At 69.8% G+C, this 18501-nt stretch carries 16 protein-coding genes and 1 pseudogene; 8 read left to right on the top strand and 9 right to left on the bottom strand.

What is annotated here, in order from left to right; all coding sequences use genetic code 11:
* Positions 1-882, top strand: a pseudogene (locus tag E3T48_RS17320) (hypothetical protein); the annotation flags it as partial.
* Between the two features lie 238 nt (positions 883-1120).
* Here E3T48_RS17320 and E3T48_RS13110 read toward each other — a convergent pair.
* Both E3T48_RS13110 and E3T48_RS13105 read right to left on the bottom strand, forming a co-directional pair.
* Positions 1121-1681, bottom strand: a complete 561-nt coding sequence (locus E3T48_RS13110; RefSeq protein WP_134524478.1) for a YceI family protein — start codon at positions 1679-1681, stop codon at positions 1121-1123.
* Between the two features lie 106 nt (positions 1682-1787).
* Complete coding sequence (locus E3T48_RS13105; RefSeq protein WP_134524477.1) at positions 1788-3044, bottom strand: glycoside hydrolase family 3 N-terminal domain-containing protein; 1257 nt, start codon at positions 3042-3044, stop codon at positions 1788-1790.
* Between the two features lie 105 nt (positions 3045-3149).
* Between E3T48_RS13105 and E3T48_RS13100 the strand changes: the two genes are divergently transcribed.
* From E3T48_RS13100 to E3T48_RS13080, 5 genes are all read left to right on the top strand, one after another.
* A complete protein-coding gene (locus tag E3T48_RS13100; RefSeq protein WP_338145240.1) occupies positions 3150-3953 on the top strand; it encodes an oxygenase MpaB family protein in 804 nt (267 codons plus the stop codon).
* 40 nt (positions 3954-3993) lie between these two features.
* On the top strand, positions 3994-4488 hold the full coding sequence (locus E3T48_RS13095) for an Lrp/AsnC family transcriptional regulator (protein WP_134524476.1): 495 nt from the start codon (positions 3994-3996) through the stop codon (positions 4486-4488).
* A 111-nt stretch (positions 4489-4599) separates the two neighbouring features.
* Positions 4600-5784, top strand: coding sequence for a pyruvate dehydrogenase (acetyl-transferring) E1 component subunit alpha (gene pdhA, locus E3T48_RS13090; RefSeq protein ID WP_134524475.1), 1185 nt, complete (start codon positions 4600-4602; stop codon positions 5782-5784).
* Positions 5781-6797: an alpha-ketoacid dehydrogenase subunit beta gene (locus tag E3T48_RS13085; protein ID WP_134524474.1), complete on the top strand. Its 1017-nt coding sequence runs from the start codon at positions 5781-5783 to the stop codon at positions 6795-6797. The genes pdhA and E3T48_RS13085 overlap by 4 nt, the downstream gene beginning before the upstream one ends.
* The gene (locus tag E3T48_RS13080) at positions 6794-8296 is read left to right on the top strand and encodes a dihydrolipoamide acetyltransferase family protein (RefSeq protein ID WP_134524473.1); all 1503 of its coding nucleotides are present in this window, start codon (positions 6794-6796) and stop codon (positions 8294-8296) included. The genes E3T48_RS13085 and E3T48_RS13080 overlap by 4 nt, the downstream gene beginning before the upstream one ends.
* A 247-nt stretch (positions 8297-8543) precedes the next feature.
* On the opposite strand, the gene paaZ is transcribed toward E3T48_RS13080, so the two are convergent.
* The 4 genes from paaZ to E3T48_RS13060 are packed head-to-tail and all read right to left on the bottom strand — an operon-like array spanning position 8544 to position 13419.
* The gene (paaZ, locus tag E3T48_RS13075) at positions 8544-10589 is read right to left on the bottom strand and encodes a phenylacetic acid degradation bifunctional protein PaaZ (protein WP_134524472.1); all 2046 of its coding nucleotides are present in this window, start codon (positions 10587-10589) and stop codon (positions 8544-8546) included.
* Positions 10586-11491, bottom strand: a complete 906-nt coding sequence (locus tag E3T48_RS13070; RefSeq protein WP_166789734.1) for a 3-hydroxyacyl-CoA dehydrogenase family protein — start codon at positions 11489-11491, stop codon at positions 10586-10588. The genes paaZ and E3T48_RS13070 overlap by 4 nt, the downstream gene beginning before the upstream one ends.
* Entirely contained in the window at positions 11488-12234 is a 747-nt protein-coding gene (locus E3T48_RS13065; RefSeq protein ID WP_134524471.1) for an enoyl-CoA hydratase/isomerase family protein, read from the bottom strand. The genes E3T48_RS13070 and E3T48_RS13065 overlap by 4 nt, the downstream gene beginning before the upstream one ends.
* On the bottom strand, positions 12235-13419 hold the full coding sequence (locus E3T48_RS13060) for a thiolase family protein (protein ID WP_134524470.1): 1185 nt from the start codon (positions 13417-13419) through the stop codon (positions 12235-12237).
* Between the two features lie 119 nt (positions 13420-13538).
* Between E3T48_RS13060 and E3T48_RS13055 the strand changes: the two genes are divergently transcribed.
* Complete coding sequence (locus E3T48_RS13055) at positions 13539-14771, top strand: low temperature requirement protein A (protein ID WP_198417672.1); 1233 nt, start codon at positions 13539-13541, stop codon at positions 14769-14771.
* A 60-nt stretch (positions 14772-14831) separates the two neighbouring features.
* Here E3T48_RS13055 and E3T48_RS13050 read toward each other — a convergent pair whose 3' ends face one another.
* From E3T48_RS13050 to E3T48_RS13035, 3 genes are all read right to left on the bottom strand, one after another.
* Positions 14832-15341: a hypothetical protein gene (locus E3T48_RS13050; protein ID WP_166789733.1), complete on the bottom strand. Its 510-nt coding sequence runs from the start codon at positions 15339-15341 to the stop codon at positions 14832-14834.
* Entirely contained in the window at positions 15334-15867 is a 534-nt protein-coding gene (locus E3T48_RS13040) for a hypothetical protein (protein ID WP_134524467.1), read from the bottom strand. The genes E3T48_RS13050 and E3T48_RS13040 overlap by 8 nt, the downstream gene beginning before the upstream one ends.
* Before the next feature lie 62 nt (positions 15868-15929).
* Positions 15930-16652 (bottom strand): GntR family transcriptional regulator, encoded by a 723-nt coding sequence (locus E3T48_RS13035; protein ID WP_241986810.1) that lies wholly within the window; start codon positions 16650-16652, stop codon positions 15930-15932.
* Positions 16653-16756: 104 nt separating this feature from the next.
* Between E3T48_RS13035 and E3T48_RS13030 the strand changes: the two genes are divergently transcribed.
* Positions 16757-18487 (top strand): L-lactate permease, encoded by a 1731-nt coding sequence (locus E3T48_RS13030; protein ID WP_134524466.1) that lies wholly within the window; start codon positions 16757-16759, stop codon positions 18485-18487.
* Positions 18488-18501: the final 14 nt, after the last annotated feature.

The raw sequence follows: 18501 nt of genomic DNA, 5'->3' as shown, positions 1-18501 counted from the left end.
CAACTACTCAAAATCGCCGGCGAAGTCGACCCCGGACAAATGCTCGGCGGCCGCCGCCCCGCCGTGCGCATCATCGTCACCCACAAAGACCTCACCGACACCGGTGCCCGCGCCACTGCCGGCACCGGTGCCGGTGCCGGTTCCGGTGCCGGCAGTGCACCCGGTGCACCGGCCAACACGTCCCCCTCAACGCCCACAGCCCTCGTAGCCCCCGACGCACCCGACGCACCCGACGCACCCGCGGTCAGCCCGGCCGCAGCCCCTCCCTCCAATCAACCCGGCCAGCCCGGCCAGCCCGGCGAACCCGGCCAACCCGGCCAACCCGGCCAACCCGGCCTACCCAGCGAACCCGGCCTACCCGGCGAACCCGGCCAACCCGGCCAACCCGGGACGACCCTGGCCCTGCCGACCGGGCACGGCTACATCGAGGGCAGCCCCGCCCCGATCTCCCTCACCACCATCCAACGACAACTCTGCGACACCGGCTACGTCGGACTCCTCTTCACCAACACCGGGCAACCCCTCGACATCGGACGAGAACAACGCCTCTTCACCCCCGCCCAACGCACCGCCATGGGCACCCGCGACGGCGGCTGCCTCTGGCCCGACTGCGACAGACCCCCCTCCTGGACCGAAGCCCACCACATCAAAACCTGGCTCCTCGAACACGGCCACACCAACCTCGCCGACGGAATCTGCCTCTGCCACCCCCACCACCTACTACTCCACAACATGGGTTGGACCATCACCCGCGACGGAGACAACTACTGGCTGAAACCACCCGCCTCGAACGACCCCGAACAGACCCCCCTCCCACTGCACAGCAAAACCCACCGGCCGAAACAAGCAGACGAGCACGTCGGCGACGAGCAGACCGAGTAGTCCCGGTCTCGACGAGCTCGACCACCGGAGCCTCGACCACCGGTGATTGAGCCTGCCGAAATCACACCGGTCTCGACGGGCTCGACCACCGGACAGGGTCTCGACGAGCTCGACCACCGGGCAGGGTCTCGACGAGCTCGACCACCGGAACGACTCGACCACCGGGGGCGGCTCGACCACCGGGCCGGGCACGACAAAGGGGCCCCACCGTAGCGGAGCCCCTGTCGGTACTGCTGGGTTACGCCTGGTTCAGCGCAGCCTGCAGTTCAAGTGTGATGGTGACCTTTTCGCCGAGGAGGACGCCGCCGGTCTCGAGGGCCGCGTTGTACTCGAGGCCGAAGTCCGCACGGGTGACCTCGGTCTTGGCGGTCGCGCCGGCCTTGTAGTTGCCGTAGGGGTCCAGGCCGAAGCCGCCGAACTCGAAGTCGAAGGTGACCGGCTTGGTGACGCCCTTGATGGTGAGGTCGCCGTCGACGAGGAATTCGCCCTTGACGGAACGCACACCGGTGGAAACGAAGTTGATGGAGGGGAAAGTCTCGGCGTCGAAGAAGTCGCCGGTGCGGAGGTGACCGTCGCGGTTGGCCTCGTTGGTGTTGATCGAGGCGACCTCGGCCGTGGCGCTGACGGTGCTGTCGAGCGGGTTCTCGGCGGTGACGAAGGTTGCGTCGAACTTCTCGAACTTACCCTTGACCTTGCTGATCATCAGGTGGCGGATGCTGAAGCCGACCTCGCTGTGCGTCGGGTCGATGGTCCAGGTTCCGGCCTTGTAGCCGGGGATGTTCGTGATGGTGTCAGTCATGGGTTCTCCTCGAGTCTCGGGCGGTAGATTGTCGCCGTCAATTACATGCAATCGCATAGGATCCCGGTTTATTCCGGCTCAACAAAGACTTTCTTCGATTGCCCCACTATCGGAGCAGCCGGCGGCAGTCGACGCCGCACGGCTCGCCATGGGCCGAGCGCACGGCGAGCCCCCGGCGCAACGCCAGCAGCCGGTATGCGGCGTCGTCGATCTGGGCCTCCTCGATCCGCCCCGATTCGACGGCCGCCGCGATTCCGGCGACAACGGCCGGAATGGTGATCCCGACCTGCGCGGGGTCGGCGGGCGTGACGTAGAGCAGCATGGTGTTGCCGGCAACGAGCGCCGCGATCGCATTCTCGACCGGGTCTGCGTACTCGGGAAGCCTTGTGGCCTGAAGCATCAGCAGGTCGTCGGTGATCGAAATGCCGGTGAACCCGAGCGTGCCGCGCAGGATCTTGTGCCAGGCCGGGGACAGGCTGGCGGGCCGGGCATCGACGGCCGGATAGGCCAGGTGCCCGAACATGACCACCTGCGCCCCGGCTGCGATGCCGGACTTGAACGGGGGTGCCACCCGGCTGAGCCAGTCCTGGTAACCCAGCCCGGTCGACGGGATGCTCCGGTGCGAGTCTCCCTGCGCCGCCCCGTGCCCCGGGAAGTGCTTGAGCGTGCTCAGTACCCGGCCATGTTCGCCGGCCACGGCGGCGGCCACACGCACGGATGCCGCGGCAGGGTCCGTGCCAAGCACGCGTCCATAGAGGAACGAGTTCGGGTCTGCGGTGACGTCGGCCACGATGCCGAAGTTGACGCTGATCCCGGCGGACTGAAGCAGGGCGGAGCGACTGCGGAAGGCGTCCTCCGTCGCCTGCGCGGGCTGGGAGCGCACACCCTCGGCCCCCGGCGCGTCGTCATTCCTGAGCCGATCGACCTCGCCGCCCTCCTGGTCGATCCCGATCACGAGCGGAAACGCGGCGTCGGCGCTCAGCGTCCCGGTCAGTTCTCCGAGAGCCTCCGGTGCGGCCGGCATGTTGTCACCCATCAGGATGAGTCCGCCGAGGCCGTTGCCCGCGGCGAAGGAGCGAAGCGCGGCGGCATCCGTTCCCGGCTGGTGCAGCATCAGGAGGCTGGAGATCTTCTCGGTCAGTGTCATGGCGGACAGCCGTCGCCGGGCGTCGGCAGCGAGCGGGTCGACCGGGACCCTGGTGCGGGCCGGCGAGGCCTGGGAGGGGCCACCGGCGTCCCCGGACCGCACGATCGGCGAGCAGCCGCCCATCAGCAGGGAAACGGCAACGGCGGCGGCCACGGCGGCGGCGGCGAGCACCGCGCCACCGCGGGATCGGCCTGGTCGTCCTCGCCCGGTAGTCATCGGTCAAGGTTAGCCCCGCGAGCCGGCACGGGAACCGGCCCCACGATCCTCGCAAGGCGCACTACACTCGTCATTCACAACGGGAGACACCCAAGGGAGGAACCAGTGGCAGGTCGTGACCTGGGCATGCGGGACATCGCCGGCGAAGGCGTGCTCATCGGGGCCGGCGGGCGGTCCATCCTTCTGCAGATCGCGAATCCGGCCATCGGGCACGGCGTCGCGCACCACAGCAATTTCGCGTCACGGCCCCTCGACCGGCTGCGGGGCACACTGACGTACGTCTACGCGGTGGTCTTCGGCACCCCCGCCGAGGCGGCGAGTGCCAGCCTGAGGGTCAATCGCGCTCACGGCCCGGTCGTCGGCAAGGCCGTCGACGGAGCCCCGGCCTACAGCGCGTTCACCCCCGAGCTGCAGCTCTGGGTGGCGGCGACCCTGTACGACTCGGCGATCACGATGCGCGAACTCGTCTTCGGTCCGCTGGACGACGACACCGCCGACGCCCTTTACCTGGACTACGCCGTACTCGGCACGGCGCTCCAGGTGCCGGCCGCACTGTGGCCGGTCGATCGCGCGGCGTTCGCCATGTATTTCCGGGACAGGCTCGCCGAACTCCGCACGGATGCCACCACCAGGGCGGTGGCCTGGGAGCTCCTGTACCCCCGGTCCGGTCCGGTGTGGCTCCGCCTCCTGATGCCCGTGGGCCGCCTCCTCACCGTGGGACTGCTCCCCCCTCTCGTGCGGGAACTGTTCCAGCTGGACTGGTCACCGCGCTCGCAGCGGCGGTTCGACCGCCTCCTGGCGTTCATCGGCGTGCTCTACCCGCTGCTGCCGCTGCGGCTTCGGCACTGGCCGAAGAACCACTTCCTGCGCGCGGTGCGCCAGTCGATGGAGGAGCCGGCGGTAGTCTGAAGCCTCCCGACCTGAGGACCACCATGACGCAGCCGCCGGTATGAGCGAGCACTCCCCGTCGCCCGCGCCCGCCGGCCTCGACGCCATCGACCGACGGATTGTCGCCGAACTCAGCAGGGACGCCCGCCTGTCGATGCGGCAGGTTGCCGCCCTCGTGCACATTTCCCGCACGGCGGCCCACACGCGGGTGCAGAACCTCGTGCGCCACGGGGTGATCATCGGGTTCGGGGCCCAGATCGATCCGCGCGCCCTCGGCCTGCACGTGTCCGCCCTTGTCGTGGTGAAGATCGGCGACGTCTCCTGGACCGACATCGCGTCCCGGCTCAGCAAGCTGCCCTTCGTCGAGAAGGCCCAGGCGGTCAGCGGCGACATCGACATCATCCTCACGGTGAGCGCGCCAGATCACGAGCAGCTCAGCCAGGCCATCCTGCGCGACATCCACAGCATGCCCGGTGTCATCTCCACCCGGTCCCACCTGATCCTCGAGGAAATCGCCGGTCACGCGCCCGCCGAAGCCCCGGACATCTGGCACTGAAGCCGCGATAGGCTCCGGACGTTTGGCACGGCGACGGGCAGGTTCGAGCCAATTGTTCACATCCGTCTCCCCGGTGTCGTCGCCGACCGGCGGATGCCCCACGATTGCGTCATGAGCCTCAATGTCGAGAGCCCGGTCGTGTCCACCGCGTCGGCGCCGCAGCCCCTCCGCCTGATCGATGACACCGGCCATGCCGTGACGGACGATGCCGGCGGCTTCACCCTCCCTGACCCCGGCACGCTGCTCGGCCTGTACCGCCAGATGGTGATCGCCCGCCGGTTCGACGTGCAGGTAACCGCGCTCACCCGGCAGGGCCGTCTGGCCACCTACCCGTCGGCACTCGGCCAGGAGGCCTGCGAGATCGCGGCCGTCGCCTCGCTCGACCCGGGCGACTGGCTCTTCCCGACCTATCGGGACAGCATCGCCCTGCTCACCCGGGGGGTGAAGCCAGAACACATCCTTGCCTCGTTCCGCGGCGAGTGGCACAGCGGCTACGACCAGTACGAACACCGGATCGCCCCGCAGGCCACCCCGCTCGCCACCCAGGCACTGCACGCCGTCGGCCTGGCCACGGCGTCCAAGTTGAAACGGGACAGCACTGTCGCGCTCACCCTGCTCGGCGACGGCGCCACGAGCGAGGGTGATGCGCACGAGGCGTTCAACTTCGCCGCGGTCTGGCAGGCGCCGGTCGTGTTCGTGGTGCAGAACAACCAGTTTGCGATCAGCGTGCCTCTCGACAAGCAGATGCACTGCCGCACCATCGCCGACAAGGCCATCGGCTACGGCATGCCCGGCTACTACGTCGACGGCAACGACGTCGCCGCGATGTACGCCGTCACCTCCGCGGCCGTCGACCGGGCACGCGCGGGCGGCGGGCCGACCCTGGTCGAGGGTCTGACCTACCGGATGGAGGCGCACACCAACTCGGACGACCCGAGCCGGTACCGTTCGGCCGACGACGTCGACGTCTGGCGGCGCCGCGACCCGATCGAACGCCTGGATATCTACCTGGTCTCGATCGGCGCGCTGAGCGACCAGGAGCGGGCCGGCATCCGTGATGAGGCTGAGGACCTTGCGACGGCGACCCGGGAATGCATGACGCTGCCCGTGCAGGTGGACCCGCTCGAACTGTTCGACCACGTCTACGCTGCCCCACGAACCGCGCTCTCCGAGCAGCGCGCGTTCCTGGCCGCCGAACTGGCCGAACACGCCGCGCTCGCCGAACACGCCGCGCTCGCCGCGCAACCGGCTCCCATCACCCCGTCTGTTTCCACCCCGTCAGGAGCCCACGCATGACGCTGCAGAGCACGGCCCCGCCCGCCGGCGCCCGCCCGCCGGTCACCCTCACCATGGCCGCCGCGCTCAACGCGGCCATCCAGGACTCGATGCGCGACGACCCGACCGTCGTCTTGTTCGGGGAGGACGTCGGCCCCCTCGGCGGCGTCTTCCGGGTCACCGACGGGCTCTACGCCGAGTTCGGCGAGACCCGGGTGAGCGATTCGCCGCTGGCCGAGTCCGGCATCGTCGGCACCGCGATCGGCATGGCCATCTACGGGCTGCGCCCGGTGGTGGAGATGCAGTTCGACGCGTTCAGTTACCCGGCGTTCGAACAGATCGTGTCGCACCTGGCCAAAATGCGCAATCGCACCCGGGGTCGGATCTCCCTCCCCATCGTCATCCGCATCCCTTACGCCGGCGACATCGGCGGGGTGGAACACCACTCCGACTCGTCCGAGGCCTATTGGACCGCCACCCCCGGCCTGACGGTCGTGTCGCCGTCCAACCCCGCCGACGCGTATTCGATGCTGCGCGAGGCCATCGCGAGCGACGACCCGGTGATCTTCATGGAACCCAAGAGCCGGTATTGGGTGAAGGAGGCGCTGAGCCTGCCCGTGCAGACCGCGCCGATGAACACAGCCGTGGTGCTCCGAGAGGGCACCGATGTCACGCTGATCGCCTACGGCCCCACGGTGAAGACCGCCCTGGCCACCGCTGAACTGGCGACGGCGGAGGGGCTGTCGATCGAGGTCATCGACCTGCGCAGCCTGGCGCCGTTCGACGACGCCACCGTCGGCGCGTCGCTGCGCAAGACGAGCAGGGCCGCCGTCGTGCACGAGGCCGCGCAGTTCGGCGGGTACGGCGCGGAGGTTGCGGCCCGACTCACCGAACGCAACTTCTTCCACCTCGCCGCGCCCATCCTGCGGATCACCGGTTTCGACATCCCCTACCCGTCGCCCAAGCTCGAGGAGTACTTCCTGCCGACCCCCGACCGGATCCTCGCCGCGCTCGGCACCTGGGAGTGGTCATGATGACGCACGACTTCATCCTTCCCGACCTCGGCGAGGGTCTGACCGAGGCGGAGATCGTGTCCTGGCTGGTCAGCGTCGGCGACACCATCGCGATCGACCAGCCCGTGGTCGAGGTCGAATCCGCCAAGTCGATCGTGGAATTGCCTTCCCCGTTCGGCGGGGTTGTCGAGGCGCTCTTCGGCGAGGCCGGCCAGGTCATCCATTCCGGCCAGGTGCTGCTGAGCGTGACGGATGCCGCGACGCCTGCCACGGGGTCCGCGCCGGCACCGTCGGCGTCGGCGTCGGCGTCGGCCTCGGTCGAGCCCGCGCCGGAAACTGTGCCGGCCGGCCCGACCGCCGAGCCGAGCGGGGCATCCGGTGCCGTGCTCGTCGGCTACGGCACGAGTGAGAATACCCGGCCGGTCCGGCGACCGGCGGCGGCGCGATTCGGGACCAGGGGCGACCAGCCCGCTCCCCCGCGGGCCGCCCCGGCGGTCGCAACGGCGGTCGCAACGGTGGCCGGCCCCGCCGTCCCGGGTCGCCCGTCGCCGGTCGTCTCCCCGATCGTGCGACGGCTCGCCCGCGAGAACGGATTCGACGCGAGCACGCTGCGCGGCAGCGGCCCGAACGACCTGGTCCTGCGCCGCGACGTCGAGGCCCGGATCCACGCCCAGGAAATGACCGAGGCTACGGCACGGACCCCGATCCCGGCGCAGCCGCCGGCAGAGGCACAGCACCACGCCCCGGCCCCGGCCCCGGCCACCCTGGCACCGCCACAGGCCGCCGCTCCCGGTGCCGCGCCCGCTGCCGAGGTGCGAGCGCCCGCCACCGGGGACACCCGCATTCCGATCACGGGGCTCCGCAAGGTGGTGGCGGAACGGCTGGCCCGGTCACGGCGGGAGATCCCCGAGGCCACGATCTGGCTCGACGTCGACGCCACCGAGCTGTTCACCGCCCGCGACCGGCTCCTCGCGGCCACCGGCGAACGATTCAGCGTCACCGCGCTGATCGCCCGCTTCGTCGTCGCAGGGCTGCGCCGCTACCCGCTCCTCAACGCCTCGGTCGACACCGCCAGCCAGGAGATCCTGGTGCGCGGGGACATCAACCTCGGCATCGCCGCGCAGACGGCGCGGGGCCTGATGGTCCCGGTCGTGCACGGCGCCCACGCCCTGACCACCCGGCAGCTGCGGGATGCGATCGCCGGCCTGGTCGCGCAGGCCGGCGACGGGGCGTTCTCCCCCGGCGCCCTGGCCGGCGGAACATTCACCCTCAACAACTTCGGCTCCCTCGGCGTGGACGGGTCAGCGGCGATCATCAACCACCCGGAGGCCGCCATCCTCGGCATCGGCCGGATGATCGAACGCCCGTGGGTGGTCGACCACAAGCTCGCGGTGCGCACCGTCGTCGAACTCTCCATGGTCTTCGACCACCGCGTCTGCGACGGCGACACCGCCGCGGGGTTCCTCACCTTCGTCGCACGCTGCATCGAATCCCCCGTTTCCCTGCTCGCCGACCTCTGAGTTCCAGGAGCCAGGAGCCCGGAGCCCGGAGCCCGGGCAGTCGAATTCGACGGACTTTTTCCGGTTTGAGGCCCAATATCGCGTTTCCTGGTGGCTTTGGACCAAAATCTCCGTCGAATTCGACCGGGGCTCGGGCATCCCGCACGGAGGCAGGCGCCAGCTCACGTCGGGGCAGGCGGGGCCAGCCGCATGATCACGCCCCGCCGGACTACGGCTCACACCCCCGGCGGGCCGGAGGCGACCACCCCTAGTTCTTGCTGACCAGGGTGAGCACGTCGTAGCTGGCCACGACCTCGTCGTTCTGGTTGTGCAGCACGGCGTCCCAGCAGACCTCGCCGTAGTCCTCCGTTTCGCGGGGAGTGATCCGTTTGGCGGTGAGGGTGACCCGGATGCTGTCGCCCGGCGACACCGGGGTGACGAACCGGAGCCGTTCCAGCCCGGAGTTCGCGAGCACGGGCCCCGGCGCCGCATCCACGAACAGCCCGGCCGCCCACGAGACGAGCAGGTAGCCGTGGGCGACGATCCCGGGGAAGAACGGGTTCGCCGCGGCCGCCTCGGCGTCGGTGTGCGCGTAGAACCGGTCACCGGTGGCCTCGGCGAACGCGGTGATGTCCGCGAGGCTCACGGTGCGCGGCCCGCCCTGCACCTGGTCGCCCACCCGGAGGACGGCGAGGGACTTGCGGAACGGGTGGATCCCGTGCTGCACGACGGCGCCGGTGTGCCACTGGCCGGTGATCGCGGTGAGCATGTCGGGCGAACCCTGGATGGCCGTGCGCTGCATGTGGTGCAGCACAGAGCGGATGCCGCCCAGCTCCTCGCTGCCGCCGGCCCGGCCCGGCCCGCCGTGCACCAGGTGCGGCACGGGCGCGCCGTGGCCGGTGCTGCTGCGCGCGTCGACGCGGTCCAGCATCAGGACCCGACCGTGGTGGGCGGCGATCCCGAGTACCAGAGCCCGGGCGACGTTCGGGTCGTGGGTGGCGACCGTCGCCACCAGCGAACCGCCGCCCAGGGCGGCCAGGGAGACGGCGTGGTCAAGGTCGGTGTACTCGATGATCGACGCGACCGGACCGAACGCCTCGATCTCGTGCACGGCAGGGCTGTCGGCATCGTCGAAGGCCAGGAGCAGCGGCCCCACGAACGCACCGTTGGGGTCGGCGCCGGCCGGGGCATCCGTCGACCCCATCACGATCCGGCCGCCGCCCTCGACCAGCCGGGCGACACTCGAGAGCACCTCCCGGCGCTGGTCCAGGCTGGCCAGGGGACCCATGGTGACGCCGTCGGCGCGCGGGTCGCCGACCCTGACCCGGCGCTCCACCCGCTCGGCCACGGCCGCGACGATCTCGTCCAGGCGCCCGGCCGGCACGATCAGCCGGCGGATGCTCGTGCACTTCTGGCCGGCCTTGCTGGTCATCTCGGTGACGGCGGAGGCGACGTAGGCATCGAACTCGGCGGTGCCCTTCGTGGCGTCCGGGCCCAGGATCGCCGCGTTGAGGGAGTCGGTCTCGCTGGTGAAGCGCACCCCGCCCTCGACCACGTTCGGGTGCGCCTTGAGAACGCGGGCGGTGCCGGCCGAGCCGGTGAAGGCGACGAGGTCCCGGTAGTCGAGGTGGTCGATCAGGTCGCGGGCGCTGCCGGAGACGAGCTGCAGTGTGCCGGGCGGCAGGATGCCGGAGGCGATGATGTGACGCACGACCGCCTCGGTGAGGTAGCCGGTGGGTGAGGCAGGCTTGACGACCGAGGGCACCCCGGCGATGAACGCGGGCGCGAACTTCTCCAGCATTCCCCAGACCGGGAAGTTGAACGCGTTGATCTGGCAGGCCACCCCGGGGATGCGGGTGTAGATGTGCTGGCCGCTGAACGAGCCGTCCCTGGACAGCGCCTCGACATCGCCGTCGACGTAGACCTGGCTGTTGGGCATCTCCCGCCGGCCCTTCGAGGACAGGGTGAAGAGCACACCGATGCCGCCGTCGATGTCGACCATCGAGTCGTACCGGGTGGCTCCCGTGCGGGCGGAGAGCGTGTACAGCTCCTCCTTGACGCCGCTCAGGTACTGGGCGAGCCGCTTGAGCAGGATGGCGCGCTGGTGGAAGGTGAGCCGGCCGAGCGAGGCCTGGCCGACCGTGCGGGCGTGCTCGACCACGTCACCGAGGTCGAGTCCCTCGCTGCTGACCGACGCGACCTCCTCGCCGGTGCTCGCGTCCAGCACGAGCTGGGTCCTGGACCCGTCCGCCGGGGTCCACCAGGAGTCGAGGACGTAGCTGGGCACGATCGTGCCGGTGCTGAGGAGAGTCATGATGCGTCCTTCCAATCGAAGAATCCACGGCCGCTCTTGCGTCCGAGGTCGCCGCGGGCGACGAGGTCGCGCAGCAGTTGCGGCGGGGCGAACCTTTCGCCGAGGGCACCGTGCAGGTGCTCGGCGATGCCGAGGCGCACGTCGAGTCCGACCAGGTCGGTGGTGCGGAGCGGGCCGACCGGATGCCTGTAGCCGAGCACCATGGCCGCGTCGATGTCGGCGGGGCTGGCGACGCCCTCTTCGACCATCCGGATGGCCTCGAGCGCGATCGCGACGCCGAGCCGGGAGCTGGCGAAGCCGGGCGAGTCGCGCACCAGGATCGGCGTCTTGCCGAGGGCGGAGACCCAGCCGGCGGCCAGGTCGACGAGTTCGGGGCTGGTGGCCTCCCCGGTGACGACCTCGATCAGGGTCGAGACCGGGACCGGGTTGAAGAAGTGCAGCCCGATGAACCGGGCCGGGCGTTCGAGCACACCGGCGAGTTCGGTGATCGAGAGCGACGAGGTGTTCGTGGCCAGCCAGGCGTCGGGGGCCAGGTGTGCCTCGACGCTGCGGAGAGCCTGCGTCTTCAGCGCCACGACCTCCGGCACCGCCTCGACGACGAGCCCGGCGCAAGCGAACGCCGAGGCATCCGTGGCCACGCTGAGCCGGTCGGCGTAGAAGGACCGTTCGCCCTCGATAGCGCCGAGGCGGAGGGCGGTGTCGACGGCGCCGAGCACCCGCTCGCGCGCCGCGGCCGCCGCGTCCGCGTCGCGCTCGACGACGGTGACGTGCGCGCCGGCGACGAGGAAGGCGTGGGCGATGCCCGCGCCCATCCGTCCGCCGCCGAGCACGCCGACCTGCGTCGGCACGGTGATGGGCCCAGGGGCGGCCTGCTGGTCCATGGTGCCTGGGGCGAGCGTCATCGTTTCTTCCTCTCCAGGAATGCGGTCATGCGGGCGAATTTCTCCTCGGATTCGAAGAGGACGGCCTGAGCCTCGTTGTCGGCGCGCGGATGCCGGGCGCGCGGCACGTGGAAGACCTCCTTGGCGAGCTGCGTGGCGAGGGGGTCCTGCGCAGTGATCCGGTCCGCGAGGGCGTGGGCGGCGGCCAGCAGCCGGTCCGCAGGGTGCACCTCGGTGACCAGGTGCACGGCGAGTGCCTCCTGGGCGGTCAGGATGCGGCCGGCCAGGATGATCTCCTTGGCGACGGGTTCGCCGACGAGCTCGGCCAGTCGCCAGAGCGCCCCGGCTGCGGGGATGATGCCGAGGGAGGTCTCCGGGTTGCCGAGGCGAGCCGTTTCGGAGGCGATCCGGAAGTCGGCGGCGTAGGCGAGCTCCGCCCCGCCGCCGAGAGCCCAGCCGTCGATTGCGGCGATGACCGGCAGCGGCAGCCTGGCGATCCGCTCGAACAGCTCCGAGTTGATGCCGGTGAGGGCGTCCTCACGGCGGCGCTCCCGCAGTTGGGCGATGTCGGCGCCGGAGGCGAAGACCCCGGCGGTGCCGCACAGGATCAGGATCCTCGGCCCGCGTTCGAGCTCGCCGCAGAGCAGGTGCAGTTCGTCGACCATCGTCTGGTCGATCGCGTTGCGCACGTCGGGGCGGTTCAGCTGCACCTGCACCCGGTCGGGGCGGCGTTCGACGAGCAGGGTGCTGAATTCCCGGGGCATCTAGACACTCTCCACGACGAGGGCCGAGCCCTGTCCGACGCCGACGCACATGGTGGCGAGGCCGCGCCTGGCGCCCTCGCGTTCCATCCGGCCGAGCAGGGTGACCAGGATGCGCGCCCCGGAGGAACCGAGCGGGTGCCCCAGGGCGATGGCGCCGCCGTTGCGGTTGACGATCTCCGGGTCGAGGCCGAGGCGGCGGATGCACGCCAGGGACTGGGTGGCGAACGCCTCGTTGAGTTCGACCGCGTCCAGGTCTCCGATTCCGAGGCCGAGCCGGCGCAGGAGCTTCTCGGTGGCCGGCACGGGGCCGAGGCCCATCGTCTCCGGCGCGACCCCGGCGCTGGCGCCGCCCGCGACGCGGGCCCGGGGGGTCAGGCCGAGGCGTTCGATCGCCGCTTCGCTGGCCACGACGATGGCGGAGGCCCCGTCGTTGAGCGAGCTGGCGTTTCCTGCCGTGACGACTCCGCCCGGGCGCACGACCGAGCGCAGGTCGGCGAGCCGCTCGAGGGTCGTGTCGGCCCTGGGTCCTTCGTCCGCGTCGACGAGCCCGGCCCGGGTGGGAACCGGCACTATCTCGGGGACGAAGGTCCCGTTCTGCCTGGCGTCGACGGCCAGTCGGTGCGAGCGCAGGGCGAAGGCGTCGGCATCCGTTCTGCTGATGCCGTCGATCGCGGCGACCTCCTCCGCTGTCTCCGACATGGTGAAGGTGGCCTTGTCGCGTTCGGTGAGCCGCGGGTTGGTGAAGCGCCAGCCGATCGACGTGTCGACGATCTCGCCCGGTTTGGCCCAGGCCTTCTCCGGCTTGGCCAACACCCAGGGCGCCCGGGTCATCGACTCCACGCCGCCGGCGATGACCAGGTCGGCCTCGCCCGCCTTGATCATGCTGGCGGCGAGGTGCACCGCGGAGAGGCCGGACGCGCAGAGCCGGTTGACCGTGATCCCGGGGATGCTGTCGGGCAGTCCGGCGAGGAGCACGGCCATCCGGGCGACGTTGCGGTTGTCTTCGCCGGCCTGGTTGGCCGCTCCCATGATCACTTCGTCGATGAGGAACGGGTCGAGGCCGGACCGGCTCACCACTGCGGACAGCACGAGGGCCGCGAGGTCATCGGGGCGTACGCCGGACAGTGCCCCTCCGTATCGGCCGATGGGAGTGCGAACACCATCAACGAGGAATGCTTCGGGCATGGCTTCATCACCTTTGATCGCCGTATTACTTACTGACCGTTCGTTCCGTAAAGAATGGCACAGAAACCGATGATGCGGCAACCGACCCTCCGGTCAGGCAGGTCGGGCAGACTGGAGTCGTGATTCACCGACCGAACGATGCGACGCATCCGCCCGTGCCCGCGCTGGGGCTCCGCCGCAATCTCGCCCGGCCCGCCGACCACCCCCGCACCGACAGGGTCACCTATGTCGAGCTGTTCTTCGATCTCGTCTTCGTCTTCGCCCTCACCCAGCTGTCGCGTTACCTCTACGAGAACCAGTCATGGGTCGGCGCGCTCGAATCCGCGACCCTGGTGTTGGCCCTGTGGTGGGTGTGGGTGCACACGACCTGGGTGACGAATGTGCTGGACCCGGCCCGGTTGCCGGTGCGCGCGGTCGTGATCGGGCTCTCGCTCGTCGGCCTGCTCCTGAGCGTGTCGATCGGCGAGTCGTTCGGCGACCGCGGCCTCGTCTTCGCCATCGCCTACGTGGCGCTGCAACTGGGTCGCACGGTCTTCATGGCGCTGGCGCTCGCGCGCCACGACCGGGTGCTGTATCTGAATTTCCTGCGGATCCTGGTCTGGCTCTCGGTGGCGGGCGTCTGCTGGATCGTGGGCGCGCTGCTGCCGCTGGAGTTCCGGCTCCCCCTGTGGATCGCGGGGCTCCTGGTCGAGTACGTCTCGGCGAGCATCGGCTTCCGGGTGCCGGGCCTCGGCCGGTCAGGTCTCGACGATTGGGACCTTTCCGGCCCCCACATCGCGGAGCGCAGCGCCCTGTTCGTGATCATCTCGCTGGGCGAATCCCTCCTGGTCACCGGTTTCGCGTTCGTCGACCAGGACGCGTCAGTTCCCGGCGTGCTGGGCCTGATCCTCGCCTTCACCGGCGGTGTCGCGATGTGGTGGCTGTATTTCGACCACGGCGAGCGAGTCGGCAGCCGCACGATCGCCGCGTCGGCGGAGCCGGGCCGGATCGCGCGCCTCGCCTATACCTACGTCCACGCGATCCTCATCGCGGGCATCGTGCTGACCAGCGTCGCCGACAAGGAGATCCTCGCGCATCCGACGGATTCGATGCGCCTGTCGACGGCCGTCGTCATCGCCGGCGGTCCGTTCATCTACCTCGTGGGGCTCCAGCTGTTCCGCTGGATCGTCGCCCGGGAGGTGCTGCTTTCCCACCTGGCCGGGATCGCACTGTTGGTGCTGGCGTTCGCCACCGCCGGGCTGGTGTCGCCGCTGGCCCTCGCGGGCCTCTGCACCGGTGTACTGGCAATGGTCGCAGCCTGGGAAACCATCGTGCGACTCCGGGCCGGCACGACCGACGCCGACGCCGGCTGACCTCTCCGTTCCCCTCCCGGTCGCGAGAGTGGAGAGCGGAGCGTGGGGCGTGGGGTGGCGTCAGAAGTAGTCGTCTGGCGTGCCCGCCGCCTTCGTGACCTCATCGGTGCCGACGCCGGCGGCGGCAAGCTTGGCCATCGCCACCCGCAGCCCGGACTCCATCTGTGCCGCCCAGACCTCGGTCTCCCGGCTCCCGGCGTCCGCGGAATCCGCCCGGGCGATCGCCTTCTCTTTCTCGGCGCGTTCGTTCTTCACCTGCTGGATGCTCAGCGTGATCCCGTAGTAGGCGGCGACCATCGACGCGATCGGCGTGGCGAACACGGCGAGGGCGTTGGTGCTCTCGCTGGAAACGCCGACGAGGAGCATCACGATGAAGGCCAGCACGAGCGCGCCGATGCCGACCAGGACGACGAGGGCCGTGCGCTGGGCGGTGTTCGAGCGTGCGCTGGCGGGCAGGGCGGCGGCCGGCGCGGGTGTCGGCATGGGCGCCGGCATGGGCGCCGGGTCTGCGCCGGCGAAGGCGGGCATCACGGCGGTTCGGTCGTCCTGATTCGTGGGCAGGTCAGTCATCTTGTGCTCCATCTTCGGTGTGAGGTCGGGTGGGCGATTCCGTCGAGGCGTCGGTCGGGACTCCGTCAAGGAAGACCCGTTTGTAGGAGCGGCCGTCCGGCAGTTCCACGGTGCGGCTGGCCAGCTTCCCTCGGCTCACCTGCAGGTAGACGGCCTGCACCGTGACTCCCAGTGTCGCCGCAGCCTGCGCAACAGACAACCCGGGCAGGTCGGTCGGCACGGCGCTGGGGCGTGCGGACCGCTTGCGGCCGGCCGCCAGCCTGACCGCGATCTCGTCGTCGGTACCGCTCCAGCGCCACCGGGCCGCGGCCGGCTTCAACCCTGCGGCGTCAGCGATTTCGTCCCAGCCGGCACCCTGGGCGAGCGCGTCCCGCACGCCGGCCAGAGTGGCCGGGTCCGCCTCGAGCTCATGGACCAGGCGACGGATGGCACGCACGCGTTCGAGCGGCGGCGCGCCGTCGCGGGCGACGTACTCGGCCAGCAGCGCCAGCGCGGAACTCGTGGAAGATGTGAGGAAATGACCCATTGTGCCCTCCGTGGTCCGGGTGTGCGTCAGGATTGTGCTGCTGTATGCTGCCGGAAGCTGTGTCAGAGCGGAATCAGGCTCGAAGGCAGTCGGGCCTCCGGGCCGGCCGTGCCGCCAATGGCCTCCACCAGCCGTTCGCGTGCCCGCCCCAGATGCTCGTCCAGCAGCAGTGCGGCGGCCTGCCCGTCGCCGTCGGCGAGCAACTCCAGAATGCGTTGGTGCTCGGCCTGAATGAGTCCGGTGTCCAGCAGGTTCAGCGACTGCACCCGGGTCATGCAGAGGCGCACCTCGCCGACCAATGAGCGGTAGATCTTACTGATCCTCTCGCTGCCGACCGCGTCAATGAGGCAGGTATGGAAGCGCATGTCGGGCTCGACGACGTCCATCGCCGATCCGCCCGACACGGCCGCGATGTCCAGGTTCGCCCGCACGGCCCCCGCGGGGACGGCACGGACCGACGCCAGCCGGCGCAGGACCTCGCTCTCGAGATAGGCACGGGCGAGATAGATGTCCCGGACCGAATCCGGTCCGAGCTCTGCGACGCGGGCGGTCTTGTGTGCTCCCCGCACCAGGAGCCCCTCGGCCACCAGCTTCTCGATCGCCGCCTTCGCGGTAGGGCGCGCGACGTCGTAGGTTGTGGCCGTCTCGGTCTCCGTCAGGGAAATCTTCGTCGAGAGCCCACCCTGAAGAATCCGGGCGCGCAGGTCGTTGGCGACGGCGTCCACGATTGAGGTTGCCGATACACGGACTGCCACAGAGACCACCTTTCCCTCGTAGTCCAACATCTTGGCAGAGATTAACACGTCAGCTTGTTGACTTACGTGAATACTTGCTAGACAATCGTCAAGGTGTCACAACGATGTGACCGTGACCTCAGTGTGGAGACCTCATCTTTCAACAGATCACCGACCCGATTCTCGGGTCCCTCCTCTTGTCTGCGATCTGCGCGGCATTGCCCCTCATCCTTCTTTTCGTCCTGCTCGGCATATTCAGGGTCAAGGCGTACAAGGCCGCCCTGGCCAGCCTGCTGCTCTCGATCGTGCTGTCCGTTGTCGGCTGGCAGATGCCCGTCGGCCAAGCGCTCAGCGCCACGGCGGCCGGCGCTTTCTACGGTCTCTTCCCGATTCTCTGGATCCTGGTCAATGCCCTCTGGATCTACAAGCTGACGGTGGCCACCCCCTGGTTCGAGGTTCTCGGTCGCACGATCCGTTCGATCTCCAACGACCTGCGGATCCTGGCGATCCTGATCGCGTTCTGCTTCGGAGCGCTGCTGGAGTCCCTCGCCGGCTTCGGCGCCCCGGTCGCCATCTCCGCCGCCATGCTGATGGCCGCCGGGATGAAGCCGCTCAAGTCCGCCATGGTCTCCCTGCTGGCCAACACGGCCCCGGTGGCGTTCGGCGCGATGGCGGCACCGATCATCGCCCTGAACGGCGTCACCGGGCTGCCGATCCAGGACCTGGCCTCGATGGCCGGGCGCCAGACCCCGTTCATCGCCCTGCTCGTGCCGCTGATCCTCGTCTTCATCGTCGACGGCAAGCGCGGCCTGAAGCAGACCTGGCCGGTGGCCGTGGTGGCCGGCGTGGTCTTCGGACTGGCCCAGTTCGTCACCGCCAACTTTTTCGCGGTCGAACTGACGGATGTCGTGGCAGCGGTCGCGACCGTGGCCGTCGTCCTGGTCATGCTCCGTTTCTGGCGGCAGGCCGAATCGATGGGGCTGAACGACGACGTCGACCTGACCGGTGGAGCCGAGAGCGAGCACCAGGCCCCACTCGGCCAGGGCCGCCCGGTGGACGACCTGCGCAGCACCGCCACCACGGCGATCAAGACCGCTCGCCGCTCCGGCGGAAGCCCCAACCTGACCGACAATACCCGCCCGTCACCCCGCCAGGTGTGGACGGCGATCGCGCCCTACCTGATCATCATGGTCATCTTCTCGATCGCGCAGATCCCGGCCGTCAAGGCCTGGCTCGCCGTCGTCGGCAGCGTCACGTTCGCCTGGCCGGGACTTGACGTGGTCAACGCGGCCGGCGACCCGGTGCCGGCCGCGACGTTCAAGCTCGACCACCTCAAGGCCACCGGAACCCTGCTGTTCTTCTCCGGCCTGATCACGATGGCACTCTACAAGGTCTCGTTCCGCCAGGGCCTCAAGGTCTACTGGGACACCGTCGTGCAACTGCGCTGGACCATCGTGACCGTCACGGCCGTGCTGGCACTCTCCTTCGTGATGACCCTGTCCGGCCAGACCGCCTCGCTCGGTGCCTTCCTCGCGTCCACCGGTGCGTTCTTCGCGGTCATCTCCCCCCTGATCGGCTGGATCGGAGTGGCCCTGACCGGCTCCGACACGTCCTCCAACGCGCTCTTCGGACAGCTGCAGGTCACGGCCGCCAACTCCACCGGCCTCTCGCCGGTGCTGATGGCCGCGTCCAACTCCTCGGCCGGCGTGCTGGGCAAGATGCTCTCGCTGCAGAACCTGGCCGTGGCCGCCGCCGCTGTCGGGCTGGAGGGCGCGGAGAGCACGCTGTTCCGCAAGCTCATCGGCTGGAGCCTGGGTCTGCTCGTGCTGATCACCGTCCTGATCGTGCTGCAGTCCACCCCGGTCCTCGGCTGGATGGTTCCGTAGTGGAACTCGGCGGC

Origin of the sequence: Cryobacterium fucosi (genome assembly GCF_004403515.1) — a bacterium.
Classification (GTDB): Bacteria; Actinomycetota; Actinomycetes; order Actinomycetales; family Microbacteriaceae; genus Cryobacterium; species Cryobacterium fucosi.
The sequence above is the reverse complement of the archived record's forward strand: the minus strand, read 5'-3'. Positions and strand labels throughout refer to the sequence as shown.

Coding starts and splice junctions, on each gene's coding strand:
- E3T48_RS13080 (WP_134524473.1), top strand. CDS start 6,794: ATGATGACGCACGACTTCATCCTTCCCGACCTCGGCGAGGGTCTGACC.
- paaZ (WP_134524472.1), bottom strand. CDS start 10,589: ATGACTCTCCTCAGCACCGGCACGATCGTGCCCAGCTACGTCCTCGAC.
- E3T48_RS13085 (WP_134524474.1), top strand. CDS start 5,781: ATGACGCTGCAGAGCACGGCCCCGCCCGCCGGCGCCCGCCCGCCGGTC.
- E3T48_RS13070 (WP_166789734.1), bottom strand. CDS start 11,491: ATGACGCTCGCCCCAGGCACCATGGACCAGCAGGCCGCCCCTGGGCCC.
- E3T48_RS13060 (WP_134524470.1), bottom strand. CDS start 13,419: ATGCCCGAAGCATTCCTCGTTGATGGTGTTCGCACTCCCATCGGCCGA.
- pdhA (WP_134524475.1), top strand. CDS start 4,600: ATGAGCCTCAATGTCGAGAGCCCGGTCGTGTCCACCGCGTCGGCGCCG.
- E3T48_RS13105 (WP_134524477.1), bottom strand. CDS start 3,044: ATGACTACCGGGCGAGGACGACCAGGCCGATCCCGCGGTGGCGCGGTG.
- E3T48_RS13095 (WP_134524476.1), top strand. CDS start 3,994: ATGAGCGAGCACTCCCCGTCGCCCGCGCCCGCCGGCCTCGACGCCATC.
- E3T48_RS13040 (WP_134524467.1), bottom strand. CDS start 15,867: ATGGGTCATTTCCTCACATCTTCCACGAGTTCCGCGCTGGCGCTGCTG.
- E3T48_RS13065 (WP_134524471.1), bottom strand. CDS start 12,234: ATGCCCCGGGAATTCAGCACCCTGCTCGTCGAACGCCGCCCCGACCGG.
- E3T48_RS13050 (WP_166789733.1), bottom strand. CDS start 15,341: ATGACTGACCTGCCCACGAATCAGGACGACCGAACCGCCGTGATGCCC.
- E3T48_RS13110 (WP_134524478.1), bottom strand. CDS start 1,681: ATGACTGACACCATCACGAACATCCCCGGCTACAAGGCCGGAACCTGG.
- E3T48_RS13035 (WP_241986810.1), bottom strand. CDS start 16,652: ATGTTGGACTACGAGGGAAAGGTGGTCTCTGTGGCAGTCCGTGTATCG.